The following is a 14,186-nucleotide window of genomic DNA, read 5'->3' as shown; positions in this document are numbered from 1 at the left end:
TAGGGCTCTCTTCAGGGCATGTCAGTCCCATCTTTGGGGGGATGAACATGGAAAAAAGTGGAATAGGGCAAGTCCACTGGTGTTGTTTTTTATTACTCTTGCTGCCACCGTTGTCGCCGTGGCTGACGGCCAACTATTTTAACCGTAATCCTCATAATCCAGAATGCTCGATTTTTTCTGCAGTGGCAAGGGTTGGTGGTTTCAGCTTGGGGGTAATGGGAACGGCTTGGGCTGGCTTTTGAGCTATCCTTGGGGAGTGGAGCCGACCGCAGAGGGGAGTTTTCGTTGGATGCTACGTCGCATGAGTCAATTGGCGATCGCCATGGTTTTAGCTTTGGGGTTAATATCCCTGGCATTATTGACTATCCAAAATGTCACCCCTGTGGCCCTGAGTTTTTTGACATTGCAGTCTATTGAGATGCCGGTGGGTCTGCTGTTGGTATTTTCCTTGGCCGGGGGACTGGTGGTAGGTAGTTTGTTGGCCCCGTTACCCGGTGGTAATCGTCGGCGGGGAGTCCCTTCCCAACAACAATTAGACCGGGAATTCGATTTTGACGATCTTGTATGAATCCTTTATTGCAATGGTTGGGGGCCATGCCAGCTTCTCTCAGGTCGCCATTGGCAATTATTTTAGGAGCCATACCGGGGGCGTTGGCCCGCTACTATGCCACTATTTTTCTGGCCGGGCTTTTTGGTAACGATTTACCCTATGCCACTTTTTTAATTAATTTTTCCGGTTGTGTGGGTATGGGTCTGGTGGTGACATTGGCGACCCAACCGGCCTTGATGTCTCCGGATTTAAGGTTGCTTTTAGCAGTGGGATTTTTGGGTTCTTACACCACCTTTTCCACCTATGCCTTGGAAGTGACTTCCCTCTGGCGTATGGGACAGTTGGGCCAGGGAGTGCTCTACGGTTTAGGGAGTTTAGGAATCGGGACGATCGGTGTATTGCTGGGGAGTTTGATTGCCCGTCGCCTCACTATCTAGGAATACCTAGAGCTACTGACTCACTAAGGATTGCCCTGTGGCCAATTGGGGTTTCCGACCGAGCAAACCGGTCATCAAACGGAGGGCCAGCTTTTTCGCTGGAGGCACTAGGCGCAATACCTCTAGGCCAAACCTTCTCAAGGCGATCGCCGGCAGCCAATGACTGGAAAAGAAACGATCTAGCAGGTCAGTGAAGCCCAAAATGAGCCAATTTTCTGGTTTACGCCAATGTTCATAACGTTTCAGCACTGCTAGGGAACCCCAATCTTCCCCTTGGCTGTGGGCCGTGGCAATAACCTGGGCCAGGGCGGCTCCGTCCCGAATGCCCAAATTTAAACCCTGACCCCCCACCGGATGGCAACAGTGGGCCGCATCCCCCACTAATGCCAAGCGGGGTTGCACATAACAATCGCTCTGCATTAGTTGCACCGGAAATAAACGGCGGGCATTAATTAAATGAAATTCCCCTAGGCGATCGCCAATGCGTTGGCGCAGTTCTGTAATAAAATCCGCTTCCGGTAGATTCACTAGGGTATGGGCCTTATGGTGGGGCATGGTCCAGACAATCTGGGCTCGATCGCCGGGTAGGGGCAAAATCCCCATGGGACCAGTGTCACAAAAACGCTCAAAGGCAGTGGTATTGTCAGGGGCTTGATGCTGGATGGTGAAAGCCACACAGGATTGCCAATATTTCCACCCCTTGGTTTGAATCCCCGCCAGGGAACGGGTGTGGGAACGGGCTCCATCCGCCGCCACCAACAATTTGGTTTGTAGGGTAATTTCTCTGCCTTCCTGTTGTAGGGTGACCTGTTTGTGGTTCTCTCCCGCCGTAAAACTGATCAACTCAGCGGGACGAAACCAGGCAATGCGGGGACATTGCTCTACACAATTTTCCAGCGCCTGCAGAATGACTGGATGCTCCGCCACATGGCCCAGGGCCAGTTCGTCCACATCTTCCTTGGCAAAGGGAACGGTACCCCGATAGTCATTATCGGAAATTTGGATGCGTTCGAAATGACCGATGGAGTCCTTAATATTTTCCCAGACCCCCAGTCCCGCTAAGATTTTGCCCGACAGCAGGGAAATGGCATAGGCCTGGGGCTTAGTTAGGGCCTGTTCCTTCGGTAAAGCTTCGATAATGGCAATTTTCAGCCCCGTATGACGCAAACCCGCCGCTAGTACCAGCCCCACAACGCCTCCCCCGGCGATCGCCACATCGAATTGGTTATCAGTTATGGAAGCGGCTACAAAGGTCATAGGAAAAACAATGGGACAATTTTTATGCCGTCGTCAGTGATGGTGAAACACGCCCAGGGTAAGGCATTTATCCCTATGGTTGACAACGATGATTGTATCTAATTGTAACGTTGTTTATTTCTACTGTCCGTGGGAGATAGGGGGGGAATTGAAGTTGGGCAAGATTGTCACTAGGACTTATCTGGCGGTGTTTAATTCCCCATCAACTTTTGAGCTGAATATGGCCCTAACTACGACCAACCCCTAGGTAACGGAATCCTGCCCCTTGCAATTTTTCCTTGTCGAGGAAATTACGACCATCAATGATCACAGCCTGATGCATACGGCTGGCCAGGACAGGAAAATCTAGCTTTAAAAATTCCTGCCATTCCGTCACCAAAATTAACGCATCACACTGGTCCGCCAACATAGCCGGGGTCGACTCAATTTTTACCCCCGATAAACCATGGCTTACCCCAGACTGGGAAACAATCGGATCATAGGCTTTCACCTTGGCTCCCAAACGATTTAGTTGTTGAATTATGTTCAGGGCTGGAGCATCCCGCATATCATCCGTATCCGGCTTAAAAGTCAATCCCAACAGGCCAATCACCTTACCTTTAAGGATTTTTAACTCCTGCTGTAGTTTTTCCACCACAATCAGCCGTTGTACCTGGTTTACCTCCACTACGGCATTCAAAATTGAAGTGGTGTAACCATAGTCCTTCGCAGTGTGGATCAACGCAGACACATCCTTCGGAAAACAGGAACCTCCCCAACCAATGCCCGCATTAAGAAATTTACTACCGATACGGGAATCCAAGCCAATGCCCTGGGCCACCTGGGTCACATCCGCCCCTACCCGGTCACAGATATTGGCCACCTCGTTAATAAAACTAATTTTGGTAGCCAAAAAAGCATTGGCCGCATACTTAATCATTTCCGCCGAACTAAGGTCCGTCATCACCACCGGCACCGGCGGCAGCTCAGGATTTTCCCCCACCCGCCTTTCAATTAAGGGCGTGTAAAGTTCCCGCATTAAAGCCAAGGCCTGGGGATTATTGCCCCCCAACACAATTCTGTCCGGGTTAAACGTATCGTAAACCGCCGACCCTTCTCGCAAAAATTCTGGGTTACTAACCACGTCAAAGTTAACGGCGATCGCCTGACCCGTTTGTTGTTGATGGGCTTCATTGCCTTCGGTGACAATCATCCGCACCCAATCCCCGGAACCAATGGGCACAGTTGATTTATTGACAATCACCCGATACTGTTCATCGAGATGCTCACCAATACTGCGGGCCACCGCCTCCACATAACGGGTATCACTGGAACCATCCTCCAAGGCGGGAGTACCCACTGCAATGAAAAGAATTGCACTCTCCTGGACTCCCTTGCCCAAATCCGTAGTGAATACTAGACGACCGCTTTCCATATTGGCCACCATCAACTCCGACAGCCCGGGTTCATAGATGGGGGATTGCCCTGCCCGCATGAGCTTGACTTTTTCCTCGTTGTTATCAACACAAATTACTTGATGGCCAATATGGGCCAGGCAAACGCCAGTGACTAAACCCACATATCCCGTTCCGATAACACAAACACGCATTGATTAGTTCTATGGAATGAATTGTTGATCAATTGCCCAAGCTGAGCTGGTCGACCGGAGGCCGGAAAATAAGCCTAAGCCTAGGGGATACCTCTCCCCCCTGTCAATCGACTTTGCCAGACTTTAGCTTGGCCAGTCTCAACATTTCTCAATCTAGTTAGTAGTGAATACATGATCTAAAAATCCGGGCAGTTAAGACAAAAATTTCAACCTAGGTCAAACAAAATTGTGTTTGTCAGAAAACCATAAGGGAACTGTGGTAAATGCCTGAGGAGATATGCCCAGTGGGCAAAAAATAAATTGAGCAGTAAAAAGTTGCCCTGGAGTCTGGTCTAAAAAATTTGCCCAATTTGACAATATATTAAGAAATCCTCATCTAACCTGTTTTTCATTGGATAATTAAAACAAGAGGAAAGATCAGGGGGCAGGAAAATAAATTACCTAATACCTAGTCCTGGTTGATAAAACCAGAGGCAGAAAACCTCCCCGTTTTCTCAAACTTGCCCAAAAGACAACTGTTGAGTTTCCCCCATTGGGACGGAGGTTATGATGAAATTACTTGAGATGCTACAGGACCTTATGCAATATTTCACCGAAGCATTTGCCAGGGTTTTTGGCCCTTCGGATGATGAATATCCCGCTGTTGGTGTTCAACCCTTTGACGGTGAGATTTTAGTAAACAGTACTGAAGAATAGTCGATGGTTTCCTCCGTCCATATTCCCTAATGCCTAGCTCTGGCTATTTTGTCCCCCCTGACTCAATGCTGTTGGGGGGTTCACCTATGGTGGATTATGGCAAAACCAACCGCCAGGGACACTCGCCTATTTTTCCAGGGAGTTAGTAGCAGAATCGAAAAAAGTTCTAACTGAGCAACAGCCCTCTGAATCCCAAAAGCTGATTGTGCTAGCATCTAGGGAAAAAAATTCAGCGATGGCAGACCATGGCTAAGGTTTTAGTCCTCAACGCTTCCTATGAACCTTTAAACATTACCCATTGGCAACGGGCGGTGGTGTTACTGCTGAAAGATAAGGCCGAAGCTTTGGAAAATAATGGCAAGCTGATCTACGCCAATTTTCCCCTCCCGTCGGTGATTCGCCTGCGGCAGTATATCAAGGTTCCTTACAAGGAAATCCCCCTTACTCGCCGCAACGTACTGGAGCGCGATCGCCACACCTGTCAGTATTGCAATTACAAAGGTGAACAACTCACCCTAGACCACGTTATTCCCCGTTCCCGGGGTGGGGGAGACAGTTGGGAAAATCTGGTCACTGCCTGTGTGCGTTGCAACATCAAGAAGGGTAATCGTACCCCTAGGGAAGCACAAATGTCCCTAAATTATACCCCCCGGCGTCCCTACAGCAGTTTGCTGTTTGAAATTATTAAACATACTCGCAATGACCGCAACCATGAATGGCGAAAATATGTAATTGGTATTTAATCTCTCCAACGGTTAAACCAACCGCAAACCTAATAAGTATAATTACTCAGTCAATCCAGGGAAGATGGTCAGCCGTGCCCCAAGAATATACAATCTATTGTAATTAGCGCTGGTTTGACCTCCCAAAATCGGCGCAGTCGGCATAATTTTCTTAGATAGTAACAATTCATTGCCTTGGTTATAGGAGACAATTCATGAAATTTATTTCCCGCCTACTGGTTGCGTGTAGCTTATTGATCGGACTGATGGGTTTTCTGGGAGCGGATTTGGCCCAAGCTCTCACTCCCAATCCTATATTGGCTGAACTAAACGCTGTGGATGCTAAATTGACCACGGATTTTGGTCAAAAGATTGATTTAAATAATAGTGATATTCGGGATTTTCGTGGTCTGCGGGGCTTTTATCCCAATTTGGCCAGTGAAATCATTAAAAATGCCCCCTACGACACCGTAGAGGAAGTTTTGGACATTCCTGGTTTGAGTGAAACCCAAAAAAGCCGCTTGGAAGCCAATTTGGGTAGCTTCACCGTCACCGAACCAAGCATTGAGCTAACTTCTGGCGATGACCGTATTAATCCAGGAGTTTACTAAAACTCCCACTGATTGCGGTCTAGCCATTATTCATTGTCTAGATAGGGCAATTATTGACTTCCCCAATTCCATAAATATCCACACCGCTCTGAACTTTGCCTTGTTTGGGGTGGTTTTTTGTTGTTGCCTCATTTCCTCATTTACATTGCTCAACTGGGCTGACTTTTGAGTTTGATTCCATTGGCCAGTTGGGGGCTATCGGTAAATCTGGCGATCGCCGAGTGGATAGTTTCCAGGCGTTGGTAAATTTGTTGGCATTCCTCCACCACCAAATTAAAATCGTCCAAATAACGGCGGGTGGGAGTAAAGTCTTGTTTTTGATTAATTTCCGTAATTCTTTGGGCTTGATAACTCTGGTGATATTCCCGGATTTCTTTAATGGTGGTGGCCATGGGGGGCAAAGCCGCTGGTGATGATTGGTGCTCCAGGGAAAAGCGTAAATTTTCCAAACTTTGTTGTACTTGCTCGGTAAATAACTTAATGGGGGGCGGGGGATTACTGCCGGAGCTATTTTCCAAATGACTGATCAAAACCCGAAAACCCCTACTTAAGCGGGCTAGATAATTGGTCATGGTCAAGGCTGGCTCTTGTTTTTCCAGGGGAGTGCTGGGGTCACTGAGTAAGCGATCCAGGGCAATCTGCATGGCGGTGGCTGCTAACCGAGTTTCATTGCGTACCCTTTCTGCTTCTTTTTTGTTAATTGACTCTTTTCCCAGTAGGGCGGGGATTAATTGCTGAAAATATTGCTCCAGATTAGTTAGCATTCTGACACTGGCCTGGGTGAAGCGTAAATTTTCCGATTGCCGCAGAAAACTAAAGGCTAAACCTAGGGCAATGGCGCTGCCAATGAGGGTACAAACCAGGCGGGAAAGGAGGGCATATTCCGTGGGCACCGACGGATCAATGGCCTTAAGAATTAAAGCAAAAGCTGTGATAAAAAAGACCGCCACACTGTAGTGAAATCTCAACAGGGCCATCCCCATGGCGATCGCCAAAATTCCCAGCCAACTGAGCAATTGGGGGTCTTGAATGAGCTTGAGGGCAATGGACATTACTAATACCCCTAAAAAAGTGCCTAAAAGACGATTGGATAACCTTTGAAAAGTTAAACTAAAATCCGGCTTGAGCACAAAAATTAGCGTTATAACAATCCAAAAACCGTAGGGAATTTGAGTTAGATGGGCAATTGTTGCCCCCACCATACCCCCCAATGCCATGCGCAAACCATGGCGTAACAAAGGCGAGTTAAGGTGAAAATTACTCCCTAGGGGGTCCCACCAAGGCATAAGCCTAACTTTATTTAGTTTTCCTTGATCATTGGAATTATTATCGGAAAAAAGTTGGGGATTTTGTAAAAGTTCCGCGGTTTGAATGGTTTGCTCTAATTGTTTGATCAGGTTTTCTAAATGGTTAACCAATTGGGTTACGGTGGTTAAACTGTTGTAGTCGTTAAAATCCTCTGTGAGAGCCTGCCGTTGTAATTTTTTTTGCTGTTGCAATGCTTGCACTAATAGTTGCAAACGGTTAGTGTTAGGAATGCGTCTTTTGCCTAGCACCATTTGTCCTAAATCTAAGCAAACTTCCCCCAGAGCATTAAACGCATCTTCCATTAGGATTTCCACTGTTTGTAATTGGGGTAGATTGTGGAAATTAACAATTTCATTGAGCAACATTAGGCATTTATTTAATCTTTCCGTATGCTCGATTAAAACTAATAATAATTCCCTTAATTTACTTTGTCCCCATAATCCTCGCTGGCTGGCCACCAGAGTTTGCCGAGATTTAAGCAAGTTTTGACGCAGTTTGACCACCAATTGCTGAGCTTGGGGGTCATCGGGACTAAAGTTAGCGGCGGCCATGGCCCGGAGATAATTGCCTAAAATGCTGTAATTGTTGGCAACCATTTGCCGCAAAGGTTGATTGGGACGGAAGGGCCAAATGAAAATAGCTAATATCAAGCTCCACATTCCCCCGATCGCCAGGGAGGTAAATTCAAAGGAATCGGTACTGACATTTTGGGCACCGAGGAGAAAAGCAAAGGTGGTGACAATGCCCACCATGGCTCCCTGCTCCCCATAAACCGCTAGATAACCGCTAGCAAATAAAACGAAGCCCGTTATTGCTAGCCCTAAACCCCAACCATCGGGCACTATAGTTCCCACTGCCATGGCGATCGCCGCCCCGACCCAGGCCCCGAAAATAGTCTTCAAACGGACGGAATATAGTCCCCCCATGTCCGCTAATAAAATTAATTGGGAAGCTAAACCAACGCCCAAACCTAGTTGGGGATTTCCCAGGGCCATGCCCCCCAGATAGGGGACTGCCATGCCGCAAAAAGTACGAATGCCCCTACCCCAATCAATAGTCCCATTGGTACGGGTTAAAAAAGCAAGGCGTTGGCGGAGCTTAGCCAGCATCAGTTAAAAGTAGGTTAAGGATTGAGGACAATTTTAAGAATTCTCACAAAGAAGTTTTGCTGATTCGATTTGCTTCTACAAATAAAACAGAACTATATCGGCAAGGAAAACCATGGGGGAAATTAAACGCATTGGTATTTTAACCAGTGGAGGAGACTGTGCCGGACTAAACGCCGTAATTCGCTCCGTGGTACACCATGCCATTGGCACCTACGGTTGGGAAGTAATTGGCATTCAAGAAGCCACCCAGGGACTAATGGAAAATCCCTCCAAGGCGATCGCCCTGCACCGGGATAACATTGACCATTTGTTAATGATGGGAGGTACCTTTTTAGGCACCACCAATAAGGGTAATCCGTTCGCTTTTCCCATGGCCGACGGCACTGTGCGGGACCGCACCGAAGATATTATTGCCGGTTATCGTCAGTTGGGGCTTGACGCTCTCATTGGCATTGGCGGAGACGGTAGTTTAGCCATTTTGCGCCGCATAGCCCAACAGGGGGGCATCAACTTAGTGGGCATTCCCAAAACCATTGACAATGATGTGGGGGCAACGGAAATTTCCATTGGTTTCGACACCGCCACCAACATTGCCACCGAAGCCTTGGATCGTTTGCATTTCACCGCCGCTAGCCATAACCGGGTCATGGTGCTAGAAGTGATGGGTAGGGATGCGGGCCACATTGCCCTGGCCGCCGGCATTGGGGGAGGGGCGGACATTATTCTCATTCCTGAAATTCCCTACCGCATCCAAAGTGTGTGCAATAAAATTCGTCAACGGCAGGCCGAGGGGAAAAACTTTTGCCTGGTTATGGTGTCGGAAGCGGTGCGGACAGAATTGGGCGATCAGGTCAAGCAAATCCAACAGTTTGGCGAAGACCGCTACGGCGGCATTGGTAAATACATTGCGGAACAAATTGCCCAACGCACTGGAGCAGAAACCAGAGTCACTGTGCTGGGCCACATCCAACGGGGGGGCATTCCTTCACCTTTCGATCGCCTGTTGGGGAGTGTGTTTGGGGTCGCGGCGGTGGACTTGATTGCGGAAGGCAAATTCGACCACATGGTGGCCTGGCGCAATCGTCAAACCATTAGTGTGCCCATTGAGGAAGCCATCCAAACCTATCAAACGGTGCAGTTGGACGGCACCTTGGTGAAAACTGCGCGGGGATTGGGCATTTGCCTTGGTAACGATTAAGTTCCTAGCAGTTCCTAACTGGCGATCTGGGCCATATTTCCCCGATAAAGCAGCGCAATTGTAAAGAAATGTGGCGGATGTTAAAGCTTAGTTGCAAAAACCGCCCTTTCTCTCCCTTTTCCCCCGGGGGAGTGATACGTTGTAAAACGAAATTTTTCCATAACTTTAATTAATCGGATCAATAACTAAGGGGTGGGGGTTAAAAATCATGTTTGATCGTTCCAACAAAGATTTAATCAGCGCTGGTTTGGTTTCCGCCCTGGGGGCAGGCATTGTGACTTCCTTTGCCGTTAATCAGGGGCAAGACCCCTTTGTTGCTTTGATGATCACGGCGATCGCCAGTGTTTGTGGTATGGTGTGTCACCAGTTTGATCTAATTTGATTTGCCCTCTGTGCAGTTTGACGTTCTCACCCTGTTTCCTGATTTTTTTACTTCTCCCCTGCAATCTGGCCTTCTAGGTAAAGCCCTCGAAAAGGCGATCGCCAGCGTTAATTTGATTAACCCCAGGGATTTCACCACGGATAAACATCGCCGGGTGGATGATGAACCCTACGGCGGTGGGGTGGGTATGGTGATCAAACCAGAGCCTATTTTTGCGGCGGTGGAATCGTTGCCAGTACTGTCCAAACGGGAAGTGATTTTAATGACTCCCCAGGGACAGCCCATGGACCAGGCTTTGTTTCGGGAATTGACGAACTATGACCAATTGGTGTTGATCTGTGGCCATTACGAAGGGGTGGACGAAAGAGTCTGCCAACTGGTGACAAGGGAGGTTTCCCTGGGGGATTTTGTGCTCACCTGTGGCGAAATTCCCGCTTTAACTTTAATTAATGGTGTCATCCGTTTACTACCCGGCACCGTGGGCAAAGAAGCATCTTTAATCGCTGAGAGTTTTAGCACCGATCTGTTGGATTATCCCCACTACACCAGGCCGCCAGTGTTCCGGGGCTTGGCCGTGCCCCCAGTGTTACTTTCCGGCAACCACCAGGCGATCGCCCAATGGCGATTGGAACAGCAGGAGGAACGAACCCAACAGAGGCGGCCGGATTTGTGGCAAAAATGGCAAGATCGACAGCCTTCCCCATGAGGGCTAATCGGTAGCCCGATGACAATGGCTAAGAATTAGAGCGAATGCTTTCCTCAACCATTGCCAATGGACCTTGGAATCCTACTTCCAGCCTGCTTCGTTCATGATTTTGGTAGCAGGGGCTAGGGCAGGGCCCAACTTGTCCAAACTGGTGGTGTCAGACTTAAATTCCCCAAAGGAAGCCACAGATTTATTCAGGGGAACCCCAGCCAAAACCGGGTATTCGTAGTTATTTTGTGCTAAAAATGCCTGGGCCGGTTCGCTGACCAGAAATTCAATAAACTTGACCGCTCCCTCCCGATTAGGGGCAGTTTTGACTACGCCCACACCACTGACATTGACGTGGGTACCCCGCCCTTCCTGGTTGGGAAAAAATACCCCCACATTTTCGGCGATCGCCTTTTGGGCCGGATCTTCACTTTCCAGGAGCCGCCCCATGTAATAGGTATTGGCTAAGGTCAAATCCGCTTCGCCGGAAGACACTGCTTCAATTTGGGCTGTGTCATTGCCCTGGGGTTCCCTAGCAAAATTGCTGACGAAGCCCTTAGCCCATGCCAAGGTGGACTCTTCCCCATCAGCTACCACCAAGGAAGCCACCAGGGATTGATTATATTCATTGCTGGAGGAACGGATAATCACCCGACCTTTCCATTTGGGATCGGCTAGTTCTTCGTAGGTGGACAACTCCTCCGGTTTAACTTTCCCCTTGTTATACATAATCACCCGGGCCCGCTTAGTGAAACCAAACCACATCCCGTCCGGGGAGCGGAGATATTCCGGGACATTAGTCTCTAAAATCTCGCTTTGCACCGGCTGAAAAATGCCGTCCTCTTCGGCCCGCCATAAACGAGCCAAATCCACTGTGAGGAGCACATCCGCCGGACTGTTGGCCCCTTCAGACTTAATCCGTTCCAGCAGTTCGTCTGCCTTACCTTCAATCAGGTTAACTTTGATGCCCGTTTCTGCGGTGAATTTGGCGTACAGTTCGTTGTCGGTGTTGTAGTGCCGGGATGAATATAAATTGATCTCCTGCTGTTCCCCTGGTGTGTCGGCGATCGGGGCATCAGGGGATTGGCCACAGCTACTGAGCAACTGGGAACCCACCACAACGGTGAAGGCGGTTCCAATGGACAAAAATAGGCGACGGGATAACTTTTGGACCATGGTGGCTGAACTTTTTCACTCCTCTAATAAAAGTAATTCTCAATAATTTTATCAGCAGTGGAGATATAATGAGTAATTTTCTGATTATTTAATTAGGTCTTCAACCAAACGACATAAATAAATCTTATTATTTTGCTCGTAAAACCTGAGGAAAAAATCTTTCTGATTGGGCGCAAAGGATCTTAAAAGTTTATACTGCTTGACTTTCAAGGATTAGGAAGAAAAATTTAGCCGAGTCTCAACTTTGGTAATACTCCCCTTTACCCTGGGTTGTCATAGCTCTAGCTGATGGAAATCTCTACTCACTAACAAAATTTATTATTAATAGTAACCTGGACAAATAAAATCCCCCTGGCGTAACAGAGGGAAGATTTGTGAACCATGGTCAGTGGAACTGGAGGTTGGGGCCTCTAACCACCAATCAGATTTTTAGCCACCGGAATTATGTCAATTAGAAGCCAGCGTAGGGACCCGCCACACTGCTGAGGGCCTGTTGGAGAAACTGCAACGCAAAAATGGCCAGAATGGGGGAAAAATCAATGCCTCCCAGGGGCGGGATAAAGGAGCGGAAAATATTTAAATAGGGATCGGTCACGGGGCTGAGAAAGCCCATGATGTTGCCAGCCCACTCCGCAGTTTGAAACCAGGACAGCAAAATACGGACAAATAACAACACCAGGTAAATGTTGATGAAGCTGACGAGGGTAGAAAGGAGTAGGTCCATAGTGGCAATGGTGATATCGATAGCAATGAACAATTTCTCCCCATCTTAACCCGACCCTAGGAGTTTGTTGCTCCACTGGCACAAATTTGCCGGGCAATGGTGAGGGCGCTGTAACTTACCCCAGCGGTGCCTTCCCCCGGATGCACGGAATCCCCCACTAGCCAAAGGTTACGAATGGGGGTACGGGGAGCAAAGCCAAAGGGCCCAAAGGTGGTCAAACGCTGGCCTACTCCGCCGACGATGCCTTGGTCCCGGGCAGTGTAACGGTCAAATGTGCGGGGAGTGGCACTTTCTTGGTGAACAATGGTGGATTCATCCAAATTGAAATATTCTCCCAATCTGGAGATCGCCGTGGTTGTGTAACTTTCCTTGAGAGCCTGATATTGTTCCCGGGAAGCATTCCACCAGGGGGCCACGTCGGTGAAGGAAGAAGCAATTACAGTTCTACAGCCCCGGGGAGCCCGGCCATCCCCTGGTTTACTAACACTGACAAAGAGAGAATTATTTTCGCCAATGGGGCCTTGGTGATCGTACAAAAACTGTAGATGGGGAGCACAGTCTGGGGGAATGGCATCTTCCTTGACGCCTAAATAGATGACAAAAGCACCCGAGCCCGAGGGTAAATTAGTCACTCTTTTTTGATAACCGGGTAATGGTTGATCTAGTGCTTGGAGTAAATTCTGCACCGTTAAATTGGCCACCACCTGCTGGGCTTTTTCTTGACGTACTTCTCCGCTCCTTACGTCCCGCACCGTCACCCCCTCTACATAGCCTTGGCCACAATGGATCTGCTCTACTCGCTGACTGCAAAATAATTCCCCTCCATGGTTTTTCAGCGCTTCCACCAGGCGATCGCCTAGGGTTTGCATACTGCCCTGGAGATGCCATAGACCCTGGGGCCCTTGGGAAACGCTCAAGGCCGTAGCGGCGTATAACAAAGCTGTCTCATCAGCCCCCACCTGGGAATAGAGTTTTAACTGTAAATCAAGAAAAGTTTTTAACCTTTGGTCTGACCCCAAACCCAATAATCGGAGGGTATCCCCCACCGTGAGAGGCACAAAGGGAGCCGTGAGTAGGGTATCCGGCCGCAATGCCCCCAACAACTGGCCCAAATCCCACATACTGCGGGGGGGCAATACAGGATCTCGCCCCTGGAAACGCCAACTAATTTGGAACAACGTTTGTAGCAACTGCCAAAATCTGCCACTCCCTGGAAATTGCTGTTCCCTTTCCCTTTGCCATCGCTCAGGATCATGCCAAACGTTAATCGGTTGCTTTTCCCCTGGCAAAAAAACTGCACAGGCGGGATCGCACAGGGTTGCTTCCGGCAAATCCACTTGCAACTGGCGGAAAATGCGGTGGTGAATTCCCCCTGGCTCTAGGCCCGCCACCTGGGTGGCCCCCACATCGAAAATAAAACCCCGTCGCCGAAAGGTGGATGCACAACCCCCCACTATGGCCGCCTGTTCATAAACTTTGACTCGATAACCCTGTTGGGCTAACAGGGCCGCCGTTGTCAGACCACCAATGCCAGCACCAATTACAACTACGGATTGAGATTCAGCATTGCTAGGGACCATGGGAAAAGGACAGTGGGGAAATTTTCTTTACATTTCTTAATGTAACTGGTTGCAACGGTTCCTGGCCCAGGCATTGTTCAAGATTCTGTCAATAGTCAATTGATTTGGTGGAGTAAATGCGATAGGCTCGGCTCCAACAGTGGCAAGCATTGGT

General features: G+C 48.7%; 14 protein-coding genes. 8 read left to right on the top strand and 6 right to left on the bottom strand.

The window, feature by feature from the left end:
- The first annotated feature begins 163 nt into the window (after positions 1-163).
- A complete protein-coding gene (locus tag C7I86_RS01435; protein WP_010871482.1) occupies positions 164-568 on the top strand; it encodes a LapA family protein in 405 nt (134 codons plus the stop codon).
- Positions 565-987 (top strand): fluoride efflux transporter CrcB, encoded by a 423-nt coding sequence (gene crcB / locus C7I86_RS01430; protein ID WP_010871481.1) that lies wholly within the window; start codon positions 565-567, stop codon positions 985-987. Before C7I86_RS01435 ends, crcB begins: the two co-directional genes overlap by 4 nt.
- A gap of 12 nt (positions 988-999) precedes the next feature.
- Here crcB and C7I86_RS01425 read toward each other — a convergent pair whose 3' ends face one another.
- The gene (locus C7I86_RS01425; protein WP_010871480.1) at positions 1,000-2,244 is read right to left on the bottom strand and encodes an FAD-dependent hydroxylase; all 1,245 of its coding nucleotides are present in this window, start codon (positions 2,242-2,244) and stop codon (positions 1,000-1,002) included.
- A gap of 226 nt (positions 2,245-2,470) precedes the next feature.
- The gene (locus tag C7I86_RS01420; RefSeq protein WP_010871479.1) at positions 2,471-3,832 is read right to left on the bottom strand and encodes a UDP-glucose/GDP-mannose dehydrogenase family protein; all 1,362 of its coding nucleotides are present in this window, start codon (positions 3,830-3,832) and stop codon (positions 2,471-2,473) included.
- 564 nt (positions 3,833-4,396) lie between these two features.
- Here C7I86_RS01420 and C7I86_RS19360 point away from each other — a divergent pair.
- The 3 genes from C7I86_RS19360 (at position 4,397) to psbU (ending at position 5,861) form a co-directional block, all read left to right on the top strand.
- On the top strand, positions 4,397-4,528 hold the full coding sequence (locus tag C7I86_RS19360; protein ID WP_255345266.1) for a hypothetical protein: 132 nt from the start codon (positions 4,397-4,399) through the stop codon (positions 4,526-4,528).
- A gap of 245 nt (positions 4,529-4,773) precedes the next feature.
- On the top strand, positions 4,774-5,271 hold the full coding sequence (locus C7I86_RS01415) for an HNH endonuclease (RefSeq protein WP_010871478.1): 498 nt from the start codon (positions 4,774-4,776) through the stop codon (positions 5,269-5,271).
- 194 nt (positions 5,272-5,465) lie between these two features.
- Positions 5,466-5,861 carry a photosystem II complex extrinsic protein PsbU gene (gene psbU, locus C7I86_RS01410; protein ID WP_010871477.1) on the top strand — a complete coding sequence of 132 codons (396 nt, stop codon included), beginning with the start codon at positions 5,466-5,468 and terminating at the stop codon, positions 5,859-5,861.
- Positions 5,862-6,010: 149 nt separating this feature from the next.
- On the opposite strand, the gene C7I86_RS01405 is transcribed toward psbU, so the two are convergent.
- Complete coding sequence (locus C7I86_RS01405; protein ID WP_010871476.1) at positions 6,011-8,278, bottom strand: FUSC family protein; 2,268 nt, start codon at positions 8,276-8,278, stop codon at positions 6,011-6,013.
- 112 nt (positions 8,279-8,390) lie between these two features.
- Here C7I86_RS01405 and C7I86_RS01400 point away from each other — a divergent pair, with 112 nt between their 5' ends.
- From C7I86_RS01400 to trmD, 3 genes are all read left to right on the top strand, one after another.
- Positions 8,391-9,476 (top strand): ATP-dependent 6-phosphofructokinase, encoded by a 1,086-nt coding sequence (locus tag C7I86_RS01400; protein WP_010871475.1) that lies wholly within the window; start codon positions 8,391-8,393, stop codon positions 9,474-9,476.
- Between the two features lie 208 nt (positions 9,477-9,684).
- Positions 9,685-9,858 carry a hypothetical protein gene (locus C7I86_RS18890; protein ID WP_010871474.1) on the top strand — a complete coding sequence of 58 codons (174 nt, stop codon included), beginning with the start codon at positions 9,685-9,687 and terminating at the stop codon, positions 9,856-9,858.
- Between the two features lie 10 nt (positions 9,859-9,868).
- The gene (gene trmD, locus C7I86_RS01395) at positions 9,869-10,564 is read left to right on the top strand and encodes a tRNA (guanosine(37)-N1)-methyltransferase TrmD (RefSeq protein ID WP_010871473.1); all 696 of its coding nucleotides are present in this window, start codon (positions 9,869-9,871) and stop codon (positions 10,562-10,564) included.
- Positions 10,565-10,645: 81 nt separating this feature from the next.
- Here trmD and C7I86_RS01390 read toward each other — a convergent pair whose 3' ends face one another.
- From C7I86_RS01390 to crtD, 3 genes are all read right to left on the bottom strand, one after another.
- Complete coding sequence (locus tag C7I86_RS01390; protein ID WP_010871472.1) at positions 10,646-11,728, bottom strand: Fe(3+) ABC transporter substrate-binding protein; 1,083 nt, start codon at positions 11,726-11,728, stop codon at positions 10,646-10,648.
- 451 nt (positions 11,729-12,179) lie between these two features.
- Positions 12,180-12,452: a YggT family protein gene (locus tag C7I86_RS01385; RefSeq protein WP_010871471.1), complete on the bottom strand. Its 273-nt coding sequence runs from the start codon at positions 12,450-12,452 to the stop codon at positions 12,180-12,182.
- 56 nt (positions 12,453-12,508) lie between these two features.
- Positions 12,509-14,032, bottom strand: coding sequence for a C-3',4' desaturase CrtD (gene crtD / locus C7I86_RS01380; RefSeq protein WP_010871470.1), 1,524 nt, complete (start codon positions 14,030-14,032; stop codon positions 12,509-12,511).
- Positions 14,033-14,186 lie beyond the last annotated feature (154 nt).

It is taken from the genome of Synechocystis sp. IPPAS B-1465, assembly GCF_003015225.1.
Classification (GTDB): Bacteria; Cyanobacteriota; Cyanobacteriia; order Cyanobacteriales; family Microcystaceae; genus Synechocystis.
Note: the sequence above shows the minus strand (reverse complement) of the source record. Positions and strands in the feature narration are given on the sequence as shown.

Excerpts from the sequence above, each read along its gene's own strand:
- C7I86_RS01435 (WP_010871482.1), top strand. The coding sequence starts at position 164 with ATGCTCGATTTTTTCTGCAGTGGCAAGGGTTGGTGGTTTCAGCTTGGG.
- crcB (WP_010871481.1), top strand. The coding sequence starts at position 565 with ATGAATCCTTTATTGCAATGGTTGGGGGCCATGCCAGCTTCTCTCAGG.
- C7I86_RS01425 (WP_010871480.1), bottom strand. The coding sequence starts at position 2,244 with ATGACCTTTGTAGCCGCTTCCATAACTGATAACCAATTCGATGTGGCG.
- C7I86_RS01420 (WP_010871479.1), bottom strand. The coding sequence starts at position 3,832 with ATGCGTGTTTGTGTTATCGGAACGGGATATGTGGGTTTAGTCACTGGC.
- C7I86_RS19360 (WP_255345266.1), top strand. The coding sequence starts at position 4,397 with ATGCTACAGGACCTTATGCAATATTTCACCGAAGCATTTGCCAGGGTT.
- C7I86_RS01415 (WP_010871478.1), top strand. The coding sequence starts at position 4,774 with ATGGCTAAGGTTTTAGTCCTCAACGCTTCCTATGAACCTTTAAACATT.
- psbU (WP_010871477.1), top strand. The coding sequence starts at position 5,466 with ATGAAATTTATTTCCCGCCTACTGGTTGCGTGTAGCTTATTGATCGGA.
- C7I86_RS01405 (WP_010871476.1), bottom strand. The coding sequence starts at position 8,278 with ATGCTGGCTAAGCTCCGCCAACGCCTTGCTTTTTTAACCCGTACCAAT.
- C7I86_RS01400 (WP_010871475.1), top strand. The coding sequence starts at position 8,391 with ATGGGGGAAATTAAACGCATTGGTATTTTAACCAGTGGAGGAGACTGT.
- C7I86_RS18890 (WP_010871474.1), top strand. The coding sequence starts at position 9,685 with ATGTTTGATCGTTCCAACAAAGATTTAATCAGCGCTGGTTTGGTTTCC.
- C7I86_RS01390 (WP_010871472.1), bottom strand. The coding sequence starts at position 11,728 with ATGGTCCAAAAGTTATCCCGTCGCCTATTTTTGTCCATTGGAACCGCC.
- C7I86_RS01385 (WP_010871471.1), bottom strand. The coding sequence starts at position 12,452 with ATGGACCTACTCCTTTCTACCCTCGTCAGCTTCATCAACATTTACCTG.
- crtD (WP_010871470.1), bottom strand. The coding sequence starts at position 14,032 with ATGGTCCCTAGCAATGCTGAATCTCAATCCGTAGTTGTAATTGGTGCT.